This window comes from Neobacillus niacini (assembly GCF_023715785.1).
In the GTDB taxonomy this organism is placed as follows: domain Bacteria; phylum Bacillota; class Bacilli; order Bacillales; family Cytobacillaceae; genus Neobacillus; species Neobacillus niacini_E.
Map to the genome: position 1 here is coordinate 80,773 of NZ_JAMBOX010000013.1, position 15,973 is coordinate 96,745.

The 15,973-nt window shown below is 42.8% G+C and carries 15 protein-coding genes and 1 riboswitch; of the genes, 12 read left to right on the top strand and 3 right to left on the bottom strand.

Going from position 1 to position 15,973, the window contains the following annotated elements; translation table 11 throughout:
• Positions 1-272: 272 nt before the first annotated feature.
• Complete coding sequence (locus M3234_RS20705) at positions 273-833, bottom strand: GNAT family N-acetyltransferase (RefSeq protein ID WP_262306527.1); 561 nt, start codon at positions 831-833, stop codon at positions 273-275.
• A 169-nt stretch (positions 834-1,002) separates the two neighbouring features.
• Positions 1,003-1,111, top strand: a riboswitch (TPP riboswitch).
• Between the two features lie 121 nt (positions 1,112-1,232).
• On the opposite strand from M3234_RS20705, the gene thiT reads away from it, so the two are divergent.
• The 6 genes from thiT to M3234_RS20735 all read left to right on the top strand — a co-directional run bounded on the left by thiT (position 1,233) and on the right by M3234_RS20735 (position 7,140).
• Positions 1,233-1,820: an energy-coupled thiamine transporter ThiT gene (gene thiT / locus M3234_RS20710; protein WP_262306528.1), complete on the top strand. Its 588-nt coding sequence runs from the start codon at positions 1,233-1,235 to the stop codon at positions 1,818-1,820.
• Positions 1,821-1,971: 151 nt separating this feature from the next.
• Positions 1,972-2,196 carry a FeoA family protein gene (locus M3234_RS20715; protein WP_066316654.1) on the top strand — a complete coding sequence of 75 codons (225 nt, stop codon included), beginning with the start codon at positions 1,972-1,974 and terminating at the stop codon, positions 2,194-2,196.
• Positions 2,196-4,199, top strand: coding sequence for a ferrous iron transport protein B (gene feoB / locus M3234_RS20720; protein WP_262306529.1), 2,004 nt, complete (start codon positions 2,196-2,198; stop codon positions 4,197-4,199). Before M3234_RS20715 ends, feoB begins: the two co-directional genes overlap by 1 nt.
• Before the next feature lie 21 nt (positions 4,200-4,220).
• Entirely contained in the window at positions 4,221-4,376 is a 156-nt protein-coding gene (locus M3234_RS20725) for a FeoB-associated Cys-rich membrane protein (RefSeq protein WP_262306530.1), read from the top strand.
• Positions 4,377-4,498: 122 nt separating this feature from the next.
• A complete protein-coding gene (locus M3234_RS20730) occupies positions 4,499-4,954 on the top strand; it encodes a helix-turn-helix transcriptional regulator (protein WP_262306531.1) in 456 nt (151 codons plus the stop codon).
• Positions 4,955-5,091: 137 nt separating this feature from the next.
• On the top strand, positions 5,092-7,140 hold the full coding sequence (locus tag M3234_RS20735) for a transglycosylase domain-containing protein (RefSeq protein ID WP_262306532.1): 2,049 nt from the start codon (positions 5,092-5,094) through the stop codon (positions 7,138-7,140).
• Positions 7,141-7,823: 683 nt separating this feature from the next.
• Here the strand turns inward: M3234_RS20735 and M3234_RS20740 are convergent.
• The gene (locus tag M3234_RS20740) at positions 7,824-8,738 is read right to left on the bottom strand and encodes a nuclease-related domain-containing protein (protein WP_262306533.1); all 915 of its coding nucleotides are present in this window, start codon (positions 8,736-8,738) and stop codon (positions 7,824-7,826) included.
• A 165-nt stretch (positions 8,739-8,903) separates the two neighbouring features.
• Between M3234_RS20740 and M3234_RS20745 the strand changes: the two genes are divergently transcribed.
• The 5 genes from M3234_RS20745 (at position 8,904) to fumC (ending at position 15,087) form a co-directional block, all read left to right on the top strand.
• Positions 8,904-9,218: a YbjQ family protein gene (locus M3234_RS20745; protein ID WP_066316687.1), complete on the top strand. Its 315-nt coding sequence runs from the start codon at positions 8,904-8,906 to the stop codon at positions 9,216-9,218.
• A 392-nt stretch (positions 9,219-9,610) separates the two neighbouring features.
• Positions 9,611-11,362, top strand: coding sequence for an ABC transporter ATP-binding protein (locus M3234_RS20750; protein ID WP_262306534.1), 1,752 nt, complete (start codon positions 9,611-9,613; stop codon positions 11,360-11,362).
• On the top strand, positions 11,359-13,374 hold the full coding sequence (locus tag M3234_RS20755; RefSeq protein ID WP_262306535.1) for an ABC transporter ATP-binding protein: 2,016 nt from the start codon (positions 11,359-11,361) through the stop codon (positions 13,372-13,374). Before M3234_RS20750 ends, M3234_RS20755 begins: the two co-directional genes overlap by 4 nt.
• A 115-nt stretch (positions 13,375-13,489) precedes the next feature.
• Entirely contained in the window at positions 13,490-13,618 is a 129-nt protein-coding gene (locus M3234_RS29365) for a hypothetical protein (RefSeq protein ID WP_285858569.1), read from the top strand.
• An 89-nt stretch (positions 13,619-13,707) separates the two neighbouring features.
• On the top strand, positions 13,708-15,087 hold the full coding sequence (gene fumC, locus M3234_RS20760; RefSeq protein ID WP_262306536.1) for a class II fumarate hydratase: 1,380 nt from the start codon (positions 13,708-13,710) through the stop codon (positions 15,085-15,087).
• A 79-nt stretch (positions 15,088-15,166) separates the two neighbouring features.
• Here the strand turns inward: fumC and M3234_RS20765 are convergent, their stop codons facing one another.
• On the bottom strand, positions 15,167-15,373 hold the full coding sequence (locus tag M3234_RS20765; RefSeq protein ID WP_066316702.1) for an alpha/beta-type small acid-soluble spore protein: 207 nt from the start codon (positions 15,371-15,373) through the stop codon (positions 15,167-15,169).
• Between the two features lie 324 nt (positions 15,374-15,697).
• Between M3234_RS20765 and M3234_RS20770 the strand changes: the two genes are divergently transcribed.
• Positions 15,698-15,940: a hypothetical protein gene (locus M3234_RS20770; protein WP_262306537.1), complete on the top strand. Its 243-nt coding sequence runs from the start codon at positions 15,698-15,700 to the stop codon at positions 15,938-15,940.
• The last annotated feature ends 33 nt before the right edge of the window (positions 15,941-15,973 follow it).

The window sequence follows — 15,973 nt, forward strand, 5'->3', positions numbered from 1 at the left end:
ACAGCATGGTAAGGCATGCCACCTCACTTACATTACTCTTTCTCTCATTATTGCCTTATTGGGCAAATTCTACTTGTATAAAATATAAAAAAGCTGTCTTGATGACAGCTTCAAATTCTAGGAAGGATTTGTTTTGTTTTTCACTTTTTCAGGTTCTAAACAACAAATTTTATTGATTGTCCATGCTATCGTGCCTGTTGATTTCCTTGTGGAGCACAAATTAACAGACAATTCGCATGGACCATCTAATAATAAATGAAAGCAAAATATAACTAATATGCCTTTGCATGATTGCCATTCCATTCGCGGGCAAGCTTGCTATAGATGATGATGTCGTGGAAATAGCCATTTAAATGCTCGCCATCTCGGATCGTTCCTTCTTTTTGAAACCCGAGCCTTTCAGGAATGGCCTGGCTTTTATAGTTTTCAACGCCGCAGCGGATTTCAATGCGGTTTAATCCTAGATCATAGAAGGCATAATTTAGTAAACCTTTAACTGTACGTGTGATGATTCCGTGTCCTTCCGCGTTCTTGGCAAGATAGTAGCCGATGGAGGCAATTTTATTGTACCAGTCAATTTGATGGAGGCCGATTGACCCTACAAGAGTGCCTTTATAGACAATTCCAAGATTACAGGCACTGCCTTCCGCAAATTGATTTAGCCAGAGCGGAATGACCGATTCAAATTGATATGGCGAAGTCATACTGTCCACCCATGGCAACCACCTACGCAAATGGTCCCGATTCTCTTCCACTAATTGATAAAGCTGCAATGTATGGTGACGTTGAAACAATTGGAGTTCAATTTCATGATCAACCTTTAAAGTAAACATGGGGCAATGCTCCTGTAAAATTTTTACTACATCATATGCAATCAGTTCCCGGCTGACAGTTAAATCAGAGAAGATTATAAAAATCCTAAAAACATAAGCAGCTTGTATCGGTGATTTCTCCTTGTCAAACTGAAGAAACAATAGTATAGTCGGAAGTGGAATAAGTGAATATTTCCACAGGGGGAGCTGCCAGTTGCGCGGCTGAGAGTGAACGTTCGAGTTCTGACCCTATGAACCTGTTAGTTAATACTAGCGTAGGGATGTGGTTTTGCCTAAGTATTTAAGCAATGCAGACAAACCTATGTCGTGCATTGCTTTTTTTATTGGAAAAACTAATATCCCCTTGCTCGGGAAGCTACACAGGTAGCTAAGTACCATTTACAAAGGGGGAGATTGAAAGTGAACAGCAAGAAAAGTAACACACGTTTCATCGCGGAGGTCGCCGTTTTTTCGGCACTAGCCTATTTATTGGATTTGGCGGCTAATATCATGTCGTTAAAAATTTGGCCCCAGGGCGGGTCGATTTCCATTGCCATGGTGCCGGTATTCTTGATTGCCTACCGTTGGGGCATAAAAGGCGGTTTGTTAACCGGATTTTTGCTAGGGTTATTGCAATTTATTCTTGGATTTGCCCAAATTTATACGATCATTCAAGGAATAATTGATTATTTTATTGCCTTTACTGTAGTTGGTTTAGCAGGTGTCTTTGCGGGTCAAATTAAAAAGTCTTTTGAGAAAGGAGAAAGAACCAAATGGATGACCTATGTTACCTTTGGTGCCTTTCTTGGCAGCTTGTTCCGCTATATATGCCATGTTTTCTCCGGAATTGTCTTTTTCGGCGAATATGCCCCGGAAGGCCAGCCGGTAGTTTTATATTCGCTGGTCTATAATGGAACCTATATGCTGCCAAACTTCATTGTTAGTTCGATTATCATTATTTTGGTAATCTCAGCCATGCCTAAAAAAATGTTTCTTCATGAATCGTAAAATATTCAGGAAAAAGAAAAGCCTGCAAAGCTTTTCTTTTTTTTTTCGAACAATTGTCAAAAATACCACTTCAAAACTCAAAAAAAAGAGTTATAATGACTATATAAGAAAGAGAATCATTCTCAATTAATACAGATTGGGTGATAACGTCATGTTTGGTACATTAAAAGCTGGGGATAAAGGAAAAATTATCGATATTTCTCATGTAAGCCACCTTGTCCAAAGACGACTACTGGATTTGGGAATCACCGAAGGGTCTGAGGTGTGTGTGAAATGTGTCATGCCATTTGGCGGCCCAATTATGATTGAATCATGCGGCCAATGTGTTGGAATTCGCCGCAAGGAAGCGGTTCAGATTGAAGTGGTGAGGGTATAATGGAAATCGCTCTTATAGGTAACCCGAATACCGGGAAGACATCGTTGTTTAATAATCTAACAGGATCCTATGAGTACGTCGGCAACTGGAGCGGAGTTACGGTTGAAAAAAAGGTCGGGGTCTTTAAAAATAATATTGGTCATCTGATTGATTTGCCTGGGGTTTATACGCTTAACCCTCTGTCTCGAGATGAAGGCGTTGTTACTTTGTTCTTTTTAAATGAACCGGTTGACCGTTTGCTTAATATTTTGGATGCGTCACAATTAAAACGAAATTTGCATTTGACTCTGCAATTGCTTGAATACGATCGGCCTGTTTTAATCGGCTTGAATATGATGGATGTCGCCAACAAGCGAGGAATTCATATCGACGTGAACAAGTTGTCTGACATTCTTGGCGTGCCGGTTGTTCCGGTTGTGGCCAGAAGCGGCAAGGGTTGCGACAAGTTGGTTGATGTCATTTCGACAAAGTCGCTTAAACCTGTCAGTAAGAACCTTGTTTATTATGGCAAAGAGGTGGAGTCGGCCATTACGGAACTTTCCCGAGAGATTTCCGGAAAAACCGATCGTTCGCAGCGCTGGCTTGCCATTCAGTATTTTGAAGGAAACGTCTATGTTAAGGATTACTTGGAATCCATCGCCGACAAGCAAAAACTGTCAGCAATTGCTGCAACATTGGCGGATGAGTTATTAAAACGCTTTGATGCAAAATCAATGGCAAACTTTATTTATTTAAAAAGAAAAGAAGCGATTGAGAAAATTGCTGCTGATGTCGCGATCAAACAGGATGCCGTCATTCCACTGTCTGAAAAAGTCGATGCCATTGTAACAAATAAATATTTGGGTATGCCGATTTTCTTGCTGTTCATGTACCTCATGTTCATGCTGACATTTGATTGGCTGGGAACGCCTTTATCAGGACTGTTGGATGGTTTGTTGACCGGACCAGTGACAAACTGGTTTGAAACAGCTTTAACTGCTGTCAACGCGTCTGATTTTATTCAAGCGTTAGTTCTTGAGGGCTTGGTAGCAGGAGTTGGCGGGGTTCTCGTGTTTGTTCCGCAAATCTTTATTCTTTTCTTCTTTATTTCATTGCTGGAGGATTCCGGATACATGGCCCGGGTTGCACTGGTCATGGACAGAATTATGGAATCTGTAGGATTGAACGGAAAAGCGTTCATTCCGATGATGATCGGCTTTGGCTGTAACGTACCGGGGATCATGGCCGCAAGAACCATTGAAACACCGCGGGAACGGCTGTTAACGATTTTGTTGACACCGCTCATGTCATGTTCGGCACGGCTTCCGGTTTATGCTTTGTTTGTCGGAGCGTTTTTTGCCGGCCATAAAGCCTTCATTGTTCTCAGCCTGTATGTGCTGGGCATCGTTGTTGCGCTTACCTTGGCAAAAATCTTTTCTTCGACTTTAGTAAAATCAGAAACTTCGTTATTCGTGATTGAACTGCCGCCATACCGGCTGCCTCAATTCCAGTCGCTATGGAGAAGCACCTGGGATAAAGGAAAAGGCTTCGTCCGGAAAGCGGGAACGTTTATTTTTGCCGGCTCTGTGTTCATCTGGCTTTTGTCTTACGCAGGCCCTAATGGATTAAAAGTGGAGATGGATGACAGCTTTTTAGCGGCAATTGGAGGCGCGATTGCCCCTATATTGGAGCCAATCGGATTTGGCACCTGGCAGGCAGCCGCTTCGTTAATTACCGGTTTCCTTGCAAAGGAAGCAATCATTTCGACGATGAACATCATATATTTTGTTCCGAATGATGCCAGCCTGCAAGGATTGCTGGCAGACTATTACTCGCCGCTAGCAGCCTACAGCTTTATGGTATTTATTTTACTGTACATTCCATGTCTTGCGACGGTTGCAACGATTTTTAAAGAAACCGGGTCAAAAAAATGGACGGCCTTTTCAATCGGCTATGCTCTTGCCATTGCTTATGTTCTTTCATTGATCATCTATCAGGGCGGAAGGTTGTTTGGATTAAGCTAAAAGTAAAGGGAGTGGAGGCAAATGGTTGCCAGCATCGTGATTGGGACTGCGATATTTGGTTATGCCGCTTGGGCAATGGTGAAATTTATCAATAAATCTAAAAAAGGCAAATGCGCTGCCTGTGATTTGAAAAAGTCATGTTCAAGTGGGTGCGGCATCCCGTCTGAAATGAAATAAAACGGATTAAACTGCTATTGTACCAGATAGCAGTTTTTTTACATTTTTATAGGGTTATTGCTTTTAAATCAAGAGAGGGTAGTGTAAAATTTCACTAGAAGCTAGTGAAGGAAGGGCTTAAGATGACCAGGGATGAAATTATCAGGAGTGTTTCGGAAAAACTCCGATTAATCCGAACTGAAGCAGGTTACACGCAGGATAAAATGGCAGACATCATCGGTGTATCAAAAAAAACACTTGTCCAAATTGAAAAAGGAAGATTGCTTGCCAACTGGTCTACGGTCGTTTCCATCTGCGCCTTATTCCGCGAAACGGAAACCGTCCAATTTTTATTTGGGAACGAACCATTGGAAGTATTGGAAACTGTCGCCCGGGAAGGCATTGATGTTCGGAAAACCAAAACGCTTGGCGGCCGGATTTGGTGGCGGGTCATTCAGCGGAAAAAGGGATTTATTCTGCAGCAAAACGTCCTTAGTAAGCATTACCGAATCCTAGATGAAAGAAATTACCGGATTTTCTCAAGCTTTGATGAGAAACTTTCCAAACACCGCTTTAAGGAATTGACTACGGAAGTTTAGGAAATAAAGATGGGACGAGTTCCTGTCTTTTTATTTTTGGCGCGTTTTGGTCATAAAACGGCCGAAGTCACCGAATATTATACCTGTTATAACTACCGATCTATCTTTTTTGGTATTTACGCATCTTCGGAGGTAGAATGATGGGATTTTTAAAGAATTTGAAAAAATGGCATGTGCTTCAGATTATTTTGCTAACTGGATTAATACTTATTTTATTGTTTTTTGGAGCCTTGCATTATTTTTCCAAGGGCGCCGATATTTCTGGCTTAAAAAATGAACTGCCGCAGCCGACTGTATTTTACGATGCGGGTGGGAACATAGCCAGCAAGGTGTCCGCCAATAAAAATGAAGGGGTACCGATTAAAGAAGTCCCCAATTCGATGATAAATGCCGTGATTGCCATTGAGGACCACCGCTTTTACCGTCATAATGGTGTTGATGTAATTGGCACATCACGGGCGCTAGTTCGCGATATTAAAGCAGGTGCGATGGTCGAAGGCGGAAGCACCATCACCCAGCAGTTAATTAAAAATACACTGCTCACTTCGCAAAAAACTGTGACGCGAAAAATGCAGGAGGTCTTTTTGGCATTGGCCGTTGAACGGGAATATTCCAAACAGGAAATTCTGCAAATGTATGTTAACCAAATTTACTTCGGAAACGGGGCCTGGGGGATCAAGCAGGCCGCCAGCAAATATTTCGGGAAGGACGTTCAGGACCTGTCCATTGGTGAATCTGCATTGCTAGCCGGGCTAATCAAGGCGCCTTCTGCATTAAACCCGTATCATCATATGAATAAGGCAATAGACAGGCGCAACATTGTTTTATTGCAAATGAAAAATCATGGGTACATTTCCACTGCTGAGTACGAAGGGGCAAGACGGGAAAAAGTCGTGCTGAACGATAAAGGCGGCGATCCGTTTCGTGGAAAATTTCCATATTATGTGGATGGGGTATTATATGAAGCCATTAACAAGTACGGGCTTTCCCAGGATGAATTGCTGACAGGCGGGTACCAAATTTATACCGAGCTTGATCCGGTCATGCAGGCTGCAATGGAGAAGACGTACCAAAATGACGCATTATTTCCAAAGGGAGCAGACCGGCTTGTCCAAAGCGGCGGTGTCCTGGTAGATCCGAAAACGGGTGGGGTAAGGGCGCTTGTCGGCGGCCGGGGAGACCATACGTTTATGGGCTATAACCGTGCCGTTCAATTGAAAACACAGCCGGGGTCTTCGTTTAAGCCATTGGCAGTTTATGTGCCAGCATTGGAAGAAGGCTGGCAGCTTACTGATATGCTGAAGGATGAGCAGATGAAGTATGGTAATTACCAGCCGAAAAATCATAATTCCCAATACGAGGGAGAAGTGCCGATGTATGAGGCGGTCATGGAATCGAAAAATACTTCAGCGGTGTGGCTTTTAAATGAAATCGGCCTTGGAAAAGGGGTCAATTCTGTCGAAAGGTTTGGATTCCAATTGGCGAAAGAGGATAAAAACCTGGCGATGGCACTCGGCGGCTTGCATAAAGGAATTGCCCCCATTGATATGGCCGAGGCGTTTTCCGTGTTTCCGAACAATGGGGTTCGGATTGAAGCACATGCGATTACGAAAATCGTTGACCGTGACGGAAAAATTATTTCGGAGTGGAAAGCGAAAAAGGAAAGAGTCACAACAAAAGCGGTCACTGACAATATGACGACGATGCTGCTCGGAGTTGTCGAACACGGTACGGGAAAGGCTGCACAAATTCCCGGCCGCGAAACGGCAGGAAAAACTGGCTCCACCCAGGTCCCGATCAAGGGGGTAAATGGCGTCAAGGATCAATGGTTTGTCGGCTTCACGCCTCAATTGGTCGGCGCCATCTGGGTTGGTTACGACAAAACTGATGCAACGCATTTTCTAACACCAACCAGTGATGCCGGTGCCGCTGCCGTATTCCGGGAAACGATGAAGGAAGCACTGGCAAATACGCCAGTTGAGAAATTTGAAGTGCCCCATGTCGGTGAGTTGATTGAAAAACGCGAACAAGAAAAGTTGTATGAGAATTTCCAAAAGAATTTTGACAACGAAATCCACAAATGGGAAGAAAAGTGGAACAAACAAAAAGAAAAATGGGAAAAGAAGCGGAAGGATAAAGGAAAGGGCAACGGAAAAGGCAACGGAAAAGGTAAGGATAAGGATTGAGTAGTTTAGGCACAGGGTGCGAATTAGCCCCTGTGCTTTTTGGTGTGATTATTTGTGCTGATAGGAGTTCTATGTTCCCGAGGCGGTGAAAAAGAGAAATTGGTCACTTAGCTGTGTTCTACGTGCCCAAAATGGTTGGACAAAGGAGAAATTGGTCACGTAGCGGGTTTCTACGTGCCCAAAATGGTTGGACAAAGGAGAAATTGGTCACGTAGCGGGTTTCTACATGCCCAAAATGGCTGGACAAAGGAGAAATTGGTCACGTAGCGGGCTTCTACATGCCCAAAATGCTTGGGCAAAGGAAAAATTGGTCACGTAGCGGGTTTCTACGTGCCCAAAATGGTTGGACAAAGGAGAAATTGGTCACGTAGCGGGTTTCTACGTGCCCAAAATGGCTGGACAAAGGAGAAATTGGTCACGTAGCGGGCTTCTACGTGCCCAAAATGGTTGGACAAAGGAGAAATTGGTCACGTAGCGGGTTTCTACGTGCCCAAAATGGCTGGACAAAGGAGAAATTGGTCACGTAGCGGGCTTCTACGTGCCCAAAATGGCAAGAAAAAAGAAAAATTGGTCACGTAGCGGGTTTCTACGTGCCCAAAATGGCAAGAAAAAAGAAAAATTGGTCACGTAGTAGCTATATCAACCCCTTCTATTCCCCCTTCGCTATTCCTACAATTATAGCATTACTCCTTTTTTGTAAAAAACGTCCATCTTCCATAACCGGTTAATTGATAATTTTTTAACAGAATCTGTCTAATTGTTTTCTTAGGGACAATCATCCCACACCATTCAAACACCAGATTCGTAGTCACTTTTAGATCGGGAAAAAGCAACATCAATTCCTCGACACTCCTCAAAACTGCAGATTCAACCGATTCCTCCACACCGCTATCCCGACAAACAATTTTATTGCTACGCAAAAAAGTAGAAAGTTTATGAGACGAAGAACTAATGATTCCTTTTTGTAACCCCTCATAGGTATAAGCAGGATAGTTTGAATAAGGGTAATCTCCTAAATCAAGCGAAATTAACAGATTGGCGAGATTCTCATGGCCTTTTGTTAATGTGGAGAATTCTGTATTCAATTTTTTCATAAAGCTTTTAAGTTTTGATGGAAGAATAACAGAATCATTTGGAGGAGCTTGATATAAGGTGAAATCGGGGTTGATATAAACTAGTATGGCCTCGATGTGGAAATTTAACCCATATTGTTGCAGTAACTGGCGAAACAATGATTCACAACGTTGCAACTGGATTAAAGGGTCATCTATTTCTTTCCCAGCCATAGTCTTTAGTTTCTTAGGCTCATAAATATATTCGCCTTCGAAATTCTTTACATCAATAAGATAGATTTTTCGCTGGTAGATAAGCACCGTGTCAATTTGGAAATACTTGCTGCCAAGCTTAAGGAGCAAACCATTAATGATATAACATTGATTCTCAATCCTGGCAGTTAATTCATCGAATCTTACTTCACCTTCATAGCCTTTTTCTGCAGCATAATAGTTCCGCTTGTCTTGCTCCAACAGGCTCATCCGTGCATTTAAAATCCTCATTTTGCGCAAGTCCTTTGGTATCTGTCGAGATTTTTTAAGCATAAGCCACCGTCCTTTATTTTCTACTATATTTAATTTTACAGAAAATTCAGGTCAACAACCCCTGGATAAATGAAAATTATGTTAACATTTGTAAAAATAAAAGATATTAAACCATCCCGTAAAAAAGTAAAATAATAGTAGTTAACCAGAAGAGAGGTGCTCGTGATGATTATTGTTACCACGGATTACATCCCCGGCAAGGAAATTAAGGAGTTAATCGGGTTTGTGAAGGGAAGTACGGTTCAGTCAAAGCATATTGGCAAGGATTTATTAGCCGGGTTGAAGACGATTGTCGGCGGGGAAATAAGGGAATATACGGACATGTTAAATGAGGCTAGACAAAAAGCGATTGACCGTATGGTTGACGAGGCGAGGGATTCAGGTGCCAATGCCATTGTCGGGATGAGACTGCAGTCAAGCTCGGTCATGCAAGGGGCGTCTGAAATAATTGCCTATGGTACTGCGGTCTGGGCCGAGTAATCATTAAAGTTTCTGAAATTTGGGAATTGACATCTAAATTGGCGAGTGATACTCTAACAAAGGAAGAAAAAAAAGGAAATGGAGGGTTACGAAATGACTAAGGTAAATACAGTTACTATCACAACTAAATACCCTCACGTAACCTGTCCTGCAATAATTTCTTTTTAGTTGAATAAAACAAACAACACTGGTTGCGTGATCTTTTGACTCGTGATCTGTGTTTTTTTGTCTCTATTTTTAAAAAGGGGCATACTGCACAATACTGCGGTATGCCTTATTTTTGTCCCAAAAAAGGAGGAACGAAAATGTTAACGTTTATGGAAATCAGGATCGCACACAATGAAGGTGATTTCGAAGGCGGCTAGCAGACTTACAAAAGGGGGAAGACATCGATGTTTTCAGTATTAAAAAAATTAAGTTGGTTTTTTAAAGAAAATTGGCAGCGTTATGCAGTTGCCATATTTCTATTAATATTCGTTGGAATTCTAGAGGTGATCCCGCCAAAATTAATCGGGATGGCGATTGATGATATTCATGCCGGCGGCATGACCAAATCAAAGATTCTCCAATACCTGAGCATATTGCTCGGCATCATGGTTTCAACCTATGGGATTACCTATGTTTGGCAATATAAACTATTTGGCGGCGCGTTTCTGATAGAGCGAAAACTGCGCTCACGGTTCATGAACCATTTGTTAAAAATGACTCCGGGCTTTTATGAAAAAAATCGAACTGGTGACTTAATGGCCCGTGCCACCAACGATTTAAAGGCTATTTCGATGACGGCAGGTTTCGGCATTTTGACACTGGTGGATTCCAGCGTTTGGATGCTGACATTGCTGTTGACGATGGGGTTTCTCATCAGTTGGAAGTTGACACTGGCAGCAATTATCCCACTGCCGATTATGGCCGTTTTAATGCAAATTTACGGAAAAAAAATTCACGCCCGTTTTATGGAGGCACAGAATGCATTCGGTGAGCTGAATGACCGTGTTCTTGAGTCGATTGCCGGAGTTAGAGTGGTTCGCGCTTATGTTCAGGAGAAAGCAGATATGCAACGGTTCCATCAGCTGACTGAGGATGTTTATCAAAAAAACATTCAAGTTGCAAAAATCGACTCCTTATTTGATCCGACTATAAAAATTCTGGTCGGTATCAGTTATCTAATCGGCCTGGGGTATGGAGCCTATCTAGTGTTCCATCAAGTGATAACTTTGGGAAATCTTGTTTCCTTTAATGTGTATCTGGGGATGCTGATTTGGCCGATGTTTGCTGTCGGAGAATTAATCAATGTAATGCAGCGTGGGAACGCTTCATTAGACCGGGTTAATGAAACCTTGGCGTATGAGGCGGACGTGAAGAGCCCTCCAGAGCCAGTTCAGGTACTCACCCCTGAAAACATTACCTTTCAAAGGGTAACCTTCCGTTATCCCTCCTCGAAAAGTGATAATCTGCAAAATGTGAATGTGAAGCTTCTCCAAGGCGAAACCCTAGGCATCGTCGGCAAGACAGGATGCGGCAAAACGACATTCATTAAGCAATTATTGAGGCAGTACCCACTTGGGGAAGGGAAACTGTCGATTGCCGATGTCTCGCTGGACCAACAAAGCCTGGAACAAGTCCGCAGATGGATCGGCTATGTCCCGCAGGACCATGTGCTTTTTTCAAGGAGTGTGAAAGAAAATATTCTCTTTGGTTGCGAGGATGCTACCGAGGGCGATCTGCAAACAGCTATCGATCTAGCGGCATTTCGCAAAGACTTGGAAAGGCTTCCGGAAGGGCTTGAAACGCTTGTCGGCGAAAAAGGGGTTGCTCTTTCCGGAGGACAAAAGCAAAGAATTTCCATTGCCCGCGCTTTAATAAAAAATCCGGAAATTCTAATTCTCGATGATTCCTTATCGGCGGTGGATGCTAAAACCGAGAAACAAATTATCGATAATATCCGAGATGCGCGGAAAGGAAAAACTACCATTATAACTACCCACCGAATGTCAGCGGTTCAACATGCTGATCACATCATGGTCCTGGATGACGGCCGGATTGTTGAGGAAGGCACACACGAACAACTCCTTGAACAGGGGGGCTGGTATCAGGAGCAATTTTTGCGCCAGCAAGTAGAAAATAAAGAGGGGGTAACGGCATGACCACCGGAAGACGGTTATTAAACTACGCATTAGCCTATAAAAAATTGATAATAGCCGCATTGGTTATGCTGACTATCTCTGTTGTCACCGATTTGGCTGGACCGTTTATCGCCAAAAGCGTGATTGACCAGCATATATTAGGAATCGAATCGACCTGGTATGAAACAGCTAAGAGCCAAAAAGCGGTGCATTTTAACGGAAAGTATTATAAACGGGAAAAGTACCTGTCAGAGATCGATCAAAAAGGGAAGCAAGTCAGTATCCAACAAGTAGGAATGAAATTTGTGTTTATTGATGAAGGTATTCAATTTGATGGGAAGCGAAGCATAAGAAATGAAACGCTGATCATTAAAAAGGGATCGGAACAAGCAGAATACAAGGCTCGAATCCTAAAAGGGCCAGAACTGCTCGCTTTTTATCAGCCAGAAATTCCCCGTATTCTCAAATTATTGGCTGTCTATTTTGGCTTATTGGTGGTTTCGGCGATCTTCCAATTTGGCGAACGATTTGTGTTGAAAAAATCGGCAAACCGGATCATTCAGAAAATGCGCGAGGATGTATTCGGCCAGATTCAACGGCTGCCGATCCAGTATTTTGACAATTTGCCGGCCGGAAAGGTGGTCGCAAGGATTACCAATGACACGGAGGCAATTCGCGAGCTCTATGTTACCGTATTGGCAACCTTTTTTACCAGTGTCATTTATATCACCGGTATTTATGTAGCTTTGTTTATTTTAAATGCCAAATTAGCGGCGATTTGCTTGCTGTTGTTGCCGCTCCTGTATCTCTGGATGATTGTTTACCGAAAATATGCCTCCAAATATAATCGAATCATCCGCTCACGCAACAGTGATATCAATGCAATGATTAATGAATCAATTCAAGGGATGAGCATTATTCAGGCCTTTAATCGTGAAAAACAAACAAAGGAAGAGTTTGAAAATCTCAACCATGGTCACTTTAAATACCAGAATAAACTGTTAAACTTAAATGCATTAACTGGTCACAATCTTGTAGGAATTCTCAGAAATTTGGTCTTTGTTGCGTTTATCTGGTATTTCGGAGCCCAAGCGCTTCTGCCAGCCAACGTGATCTCACTGGGGATGCTCTACGCATTTGTAGACTATGTTAACCGTTTGTTTCAGCCGGTGCAGGGCATCGTTAACCAGTTAGCCAACCTTGAGCAGGCCCTGGTCGCCGGTGAACGGGTATTTACGTTGATGGATGAAGCAGGGGAAGACGTCAGCAAAGAGCGGATACCAAGAATAAAAGGCAATGTGGCGTTTGAAAATGTCTCGTTTGGCTATAAGGAAGGGGAATATGTTCTAAACAATATCAATTTTCAAGCGAAGCCAGGAGAAACCATAGCCTTAGTCGGCCATACCGGATCCGGGAAAAGCTCAATTATGAATTTGCTATTTCGGTTTTACGATTGCCAAAAAGGAAAAATCCTCATCGATGGCAAGGATATCAAAAGCTTTCCGAGGCAAACGATTCGCGATCATATGGGGATTGTGCTCCAGGACCCTTATTTGTTCTCCGGAACCATCGCTTCGAATGTCAGCCTCGATGACCCATTGATCACCCCTGAGAAGGTGGAAAAGGCGCTGATGGATGTCGGTGCGGAGAAAGTATTTAAGGATTTGGAAAATGGTTTTGATGAACCAGTGATCGAAAAGGGCAGCACGTTATCAAGCGGGCAGCGTCAATTGATTTCGTTTGCTCGAGCGCTTGCCTTTAATCCGGCTATACTGATTCTTGATGAAGCGACCTCAAGCATTGATACAGAAACAGAAGCTCTGATTCAAGAAGCGATGGATGTGTTAATGAAAGGAAGAACTACATTTATCATTGCCCACCGGTTATCGACAATCCGCAATGCACACCAAATTCTTGTGCTGGACCGGGGGAGTATTGTAGAAATGGGAAATCATGATGAATTGATGGCGGCCAAGGGAAAATATTATCAGATGTATCAGCTGCAGCAGGGCGGCCAGGGCCTCGCCGGTTAAAAAAACGAAATGGGAACCCTTACTCTAGGGTTCTTTTTCTTGTTGTTCATAAATTGTTCACTTCTTTGAGGGTGAAGTGTTATTTTTATCACTGCGAAACAAGAAGGGCGGTGTTATGGTAAAAATGTTTACCAAAATTTTTTTATGGGGTGGGAAAACCATGACTGATTATTCAGTAGTCCTTATCATCGGCAGTATCTTAATTCTTTCCTATTTTATCGGCTATACCATTATTAAAGCGTAAGCTGCAGACAAGGTGTCTGCAGTTTTTTCTTCTCCTATGGTATGGTAATATGTGGGTATAATGATAATCTACAAGAAGGTGGTATCCATATGGAGAATTACCGTATTGAAAAAGACACGCTTGGTGAGATTCGTGTTCCGCACGATAAATTTTGGGGGGCACAAACGCAGCGGAGCAAGGAGAATTTTAAAATTGGCAGTGAAGTAATGCCAATAGAGCTGATCTACGGTTTGGTGTACATAAAAAAAGCGGCTGCAATGGTCAACTTCCGGTTAAACAAGTTAAGCGAAACAAAAATGATTGCGATCACAAAAGTATGTGATGATATACTATCCGGAAAATATGATCAACATTTTCCCCTGTCTGTTTGGCAGACTGGCAGCGGGACGCAATCAAATATGAACGTCAATGAGGTAATCGCCAATCAGGCAAATGAGTGGCTGTCTGCACAAAATCAAATGGAACGGATTCATCCAAATGATGATGTCAACATGTCACAAAGCTCAAATGATACATTCCCGACAGCGATGCACATTGCCGGATACAAAAAAATGACCGAACAGCTTCTTCCTGCAATTAAGGAGCTAAAGAATACATTGCTTGAAAAGGAAAAAGATTTTTCACAAATCGTGAAAATCGGAAGAACTCACCTTCAGGATGCAACACCATTAACACTAGGGCAAGAGATTAGTGGCTGGAGGTTTATGCTTGAGAAAAATGAGAAGATGATATCGGCTGCAAGTGATTACATGCTGGACCTTGCCATAGGGGGGACAGCTGTTGGAACAGGAATCAATGCCGGTCCACAATTTGCAATAGAAGCGGCCAAGCAGATTGCTGAACTGACCGGTTTTCCATTCCGGCCGTCGGAAAATAAATTTCACGCGTTGACGAGCCACGATGAAATTGTGCTTACCCATGGTGCGTTAAAGGCGCTGGCGGCCGACTTGATGAAAATCGCCAACGATATCCGGTGGCTTGCCAGCGGACCTAGAAGCGGGTTTGGGGAATTGACAATCCCCGCAAATGAACCGGGCAGTTCGATTATGCCGGGAAAAGTAAACCCAACCCAAAGTGAAGCATTAACGATGGTGGCCTGCCAGGTATTTGGCAATGATGCGACGATTGGATTCGCAGCAAGCCAAGGGAACTTTGAATTAAATGTGTTTAAGCCGGTGATTATTTACAATTTGATTCAAACGATTGGCCTACTGACGGATGGGATTCACTCTTTTAATGAAAAATGCGCAGTGGGAATAGAGGCGAATTTGGAAGTCATCAAGCAGCATGTAGACCGCTCGTTAATGCTAGTAACCGCATTAAATCCTTATATTGGCTACGAAAAAGCGGCGGAAATCGCCAAGCTTGCTTTTAATGAAAATCGCACCTTAAAAGAAGCGGCGCTTAAAACCGGGTATGTGACAGCAGACCAATTTGATGAATGGATTAAACCCGAAAACATGGTATAACCACAAGGAAAGCCCCCTCCGACAAGGGAGGGGGCTTTAAGCCATATTATTAATTTGTTTCAATCAGTTTTACTTTAAATTAGCGTTGGAAACCGCCGCCAAGTTGAGATTCAGCCATTGCAACAAGACGCTTAGTGATCTCTCCTCCGACAGATCCGTTAGCGCGTGAAGTTGTGTCTGCACCAAGATTTACACCGAATTCTTGAGCAATCTCATACTTCATTTGATCAAGTGCTTGTTGTACTCCTGGTACTAAAAGTTGGTTAGAGTTGTTGTTACTTGCCATAGTTGAATAACACTCCTCTTAGTTAGTTTGGGGTTAGTATGGAGTTGAACCATATCGGAAAGCCACCTTGGCCTAACCCACGTTTATAGCTGAGTAAAAATTGGTTGGTTGGATGAACCGGAGTTGCACCGGTTAGAACCCTAGTCTGGCTTCATCCATCGATGAAAATTGTTGAACTTGAGTTGTAATTGCTTGGTTGTTAATCATTATTATGACTAAATTCCAAAGGCTTATTCGAATTTTTATATGGAAATTTATCCCTTGTCATAGGGGAGGGAAACTAACGCAAACTATGGATAAATCATAATCAAAAGGGTGAACAGAATGTCAATATGCCCGGTTTGCAACGGCCTGAGGGAAGTATTTTTATTGTGCACAAATTGCGGGGGAGTGATGATGGAAAGCGGCAGGTTAATTGATTATTTTGATGATTACAGTCCGTATATGGAAATGGATTTAATGAAACTTGAGGATGGCTATCCCGACACCCAATCAGGGCATAAATGTCCGCATCTATACAGCTGTCCGGCCTGTCATCACGACGATATCATTTTTATTAAAGAATAAGAGGCCGACATTTTGTCAGCCTCTTTTTGGTAA

What these genes read in the sequence shown, in the direction of transcription:
- M3234_RS20755 (WP_262306535.1), top strand. Translation starts at nt 11,359, where the DNA reads ATGACCACCGGAAGACGGTTATTAAACTACGCATTAGCCTATAAAAAA.
- M3234_RS20725 (WP_262306530.1), top strand. Translation starts at nt 4,221, where the DNA reads ATGGTTGCCAGCATCGTGATTGGGACTGCGATATTTGGTTATGCCGCT.
- M3234_RS20745 (WP_066316687.1), top strand. Translation starts at nt 8,904, where the DNA reads ATGATTATTGTTACCACGGATTACATCCCCGGCAAGGAAATTAAGGAG.
- M3234_RS20715 (WP_066316654.1), top strand. Translation starts at nt 1,972, where the DNA reads ATGTTTGGTACATTAAAAGCTGGGGATAAAGGAAAAATTATCGATATT.
- M3234_RS20750 (WP_262306534.1), top strand. Translation starts at nt 9,611, where the DNA reads ATGTTTTCAGTATTAAAAAAATTAAGTTGGTTTTTTAAAGAAAATTGG.
- M3234_RS20735 (WP_262306532.1), top strand. Translation starts at nt 5,092, where the DNA reads ATGATGGGATTTTTAAAGAATTTGAAAAAATGGCATGTGCTTCAGATT.
- M3234_RS20730 (WP_262306531.1), top strand. Translation starts at nt 4,499, where the DNA reads ATGACCAGGGATGAAATTATCAGGAGTGTTTCGGAAAAACTCCGATTA.
- M3234_RS20740 (WP_262306533.1), bottom strand. Translation starts at nt 8,738, where the DNA reads ATGCTTAAAAAATCTCGACAGATACCAAAGGACTTGCGCAAAATGAGG.
- fumC (WP_262306536.1), top strand. Translation starts at nt 13,708, where the DNA reads ATGGAGAATTACCGTATTGAAAAAGACACGCTTGGTGAGATTCGTGTT.
- M3234_RS20705 (WP_262306527.1), bottom strand. Translation starts at nt 833, where the DNA reads ATGTTTACTTTAAAGGTTGATCATGAAATTGAACTCCAATTGTTTCAA.
- M3234_RS29365 (WP_285858569.1), top strand. Translation starts at nt 13,490, where the DNA reads ATGGTAAAAATGTTTACCAAAATTTTTTTATGGGGTGGGAAAACCATG.
- M3234_RS20765 (WP_066316702.1), bottom strand. Translation starts at nt 15,373, where the DNA reads ATGGCAAGTAACAACAACTCTAACCAACTTTTAGTACCAGGAGTACAA.
- feoB (WP_262306529.1), top strand. Translation starts at nt 2,196, where the DNA reads ATGGAAATCGCTCTTATAGGTAACCCGAATACCGGGAAGACATCGTTG.
- M3234_RS20770 (WP_262306537.1), top strand. Translation starts at nt 15,698, where the DNA reads ATGTCAATATGCCCGGTTTGCAACGGCCTGAGGGAAGTATTTTTATTG.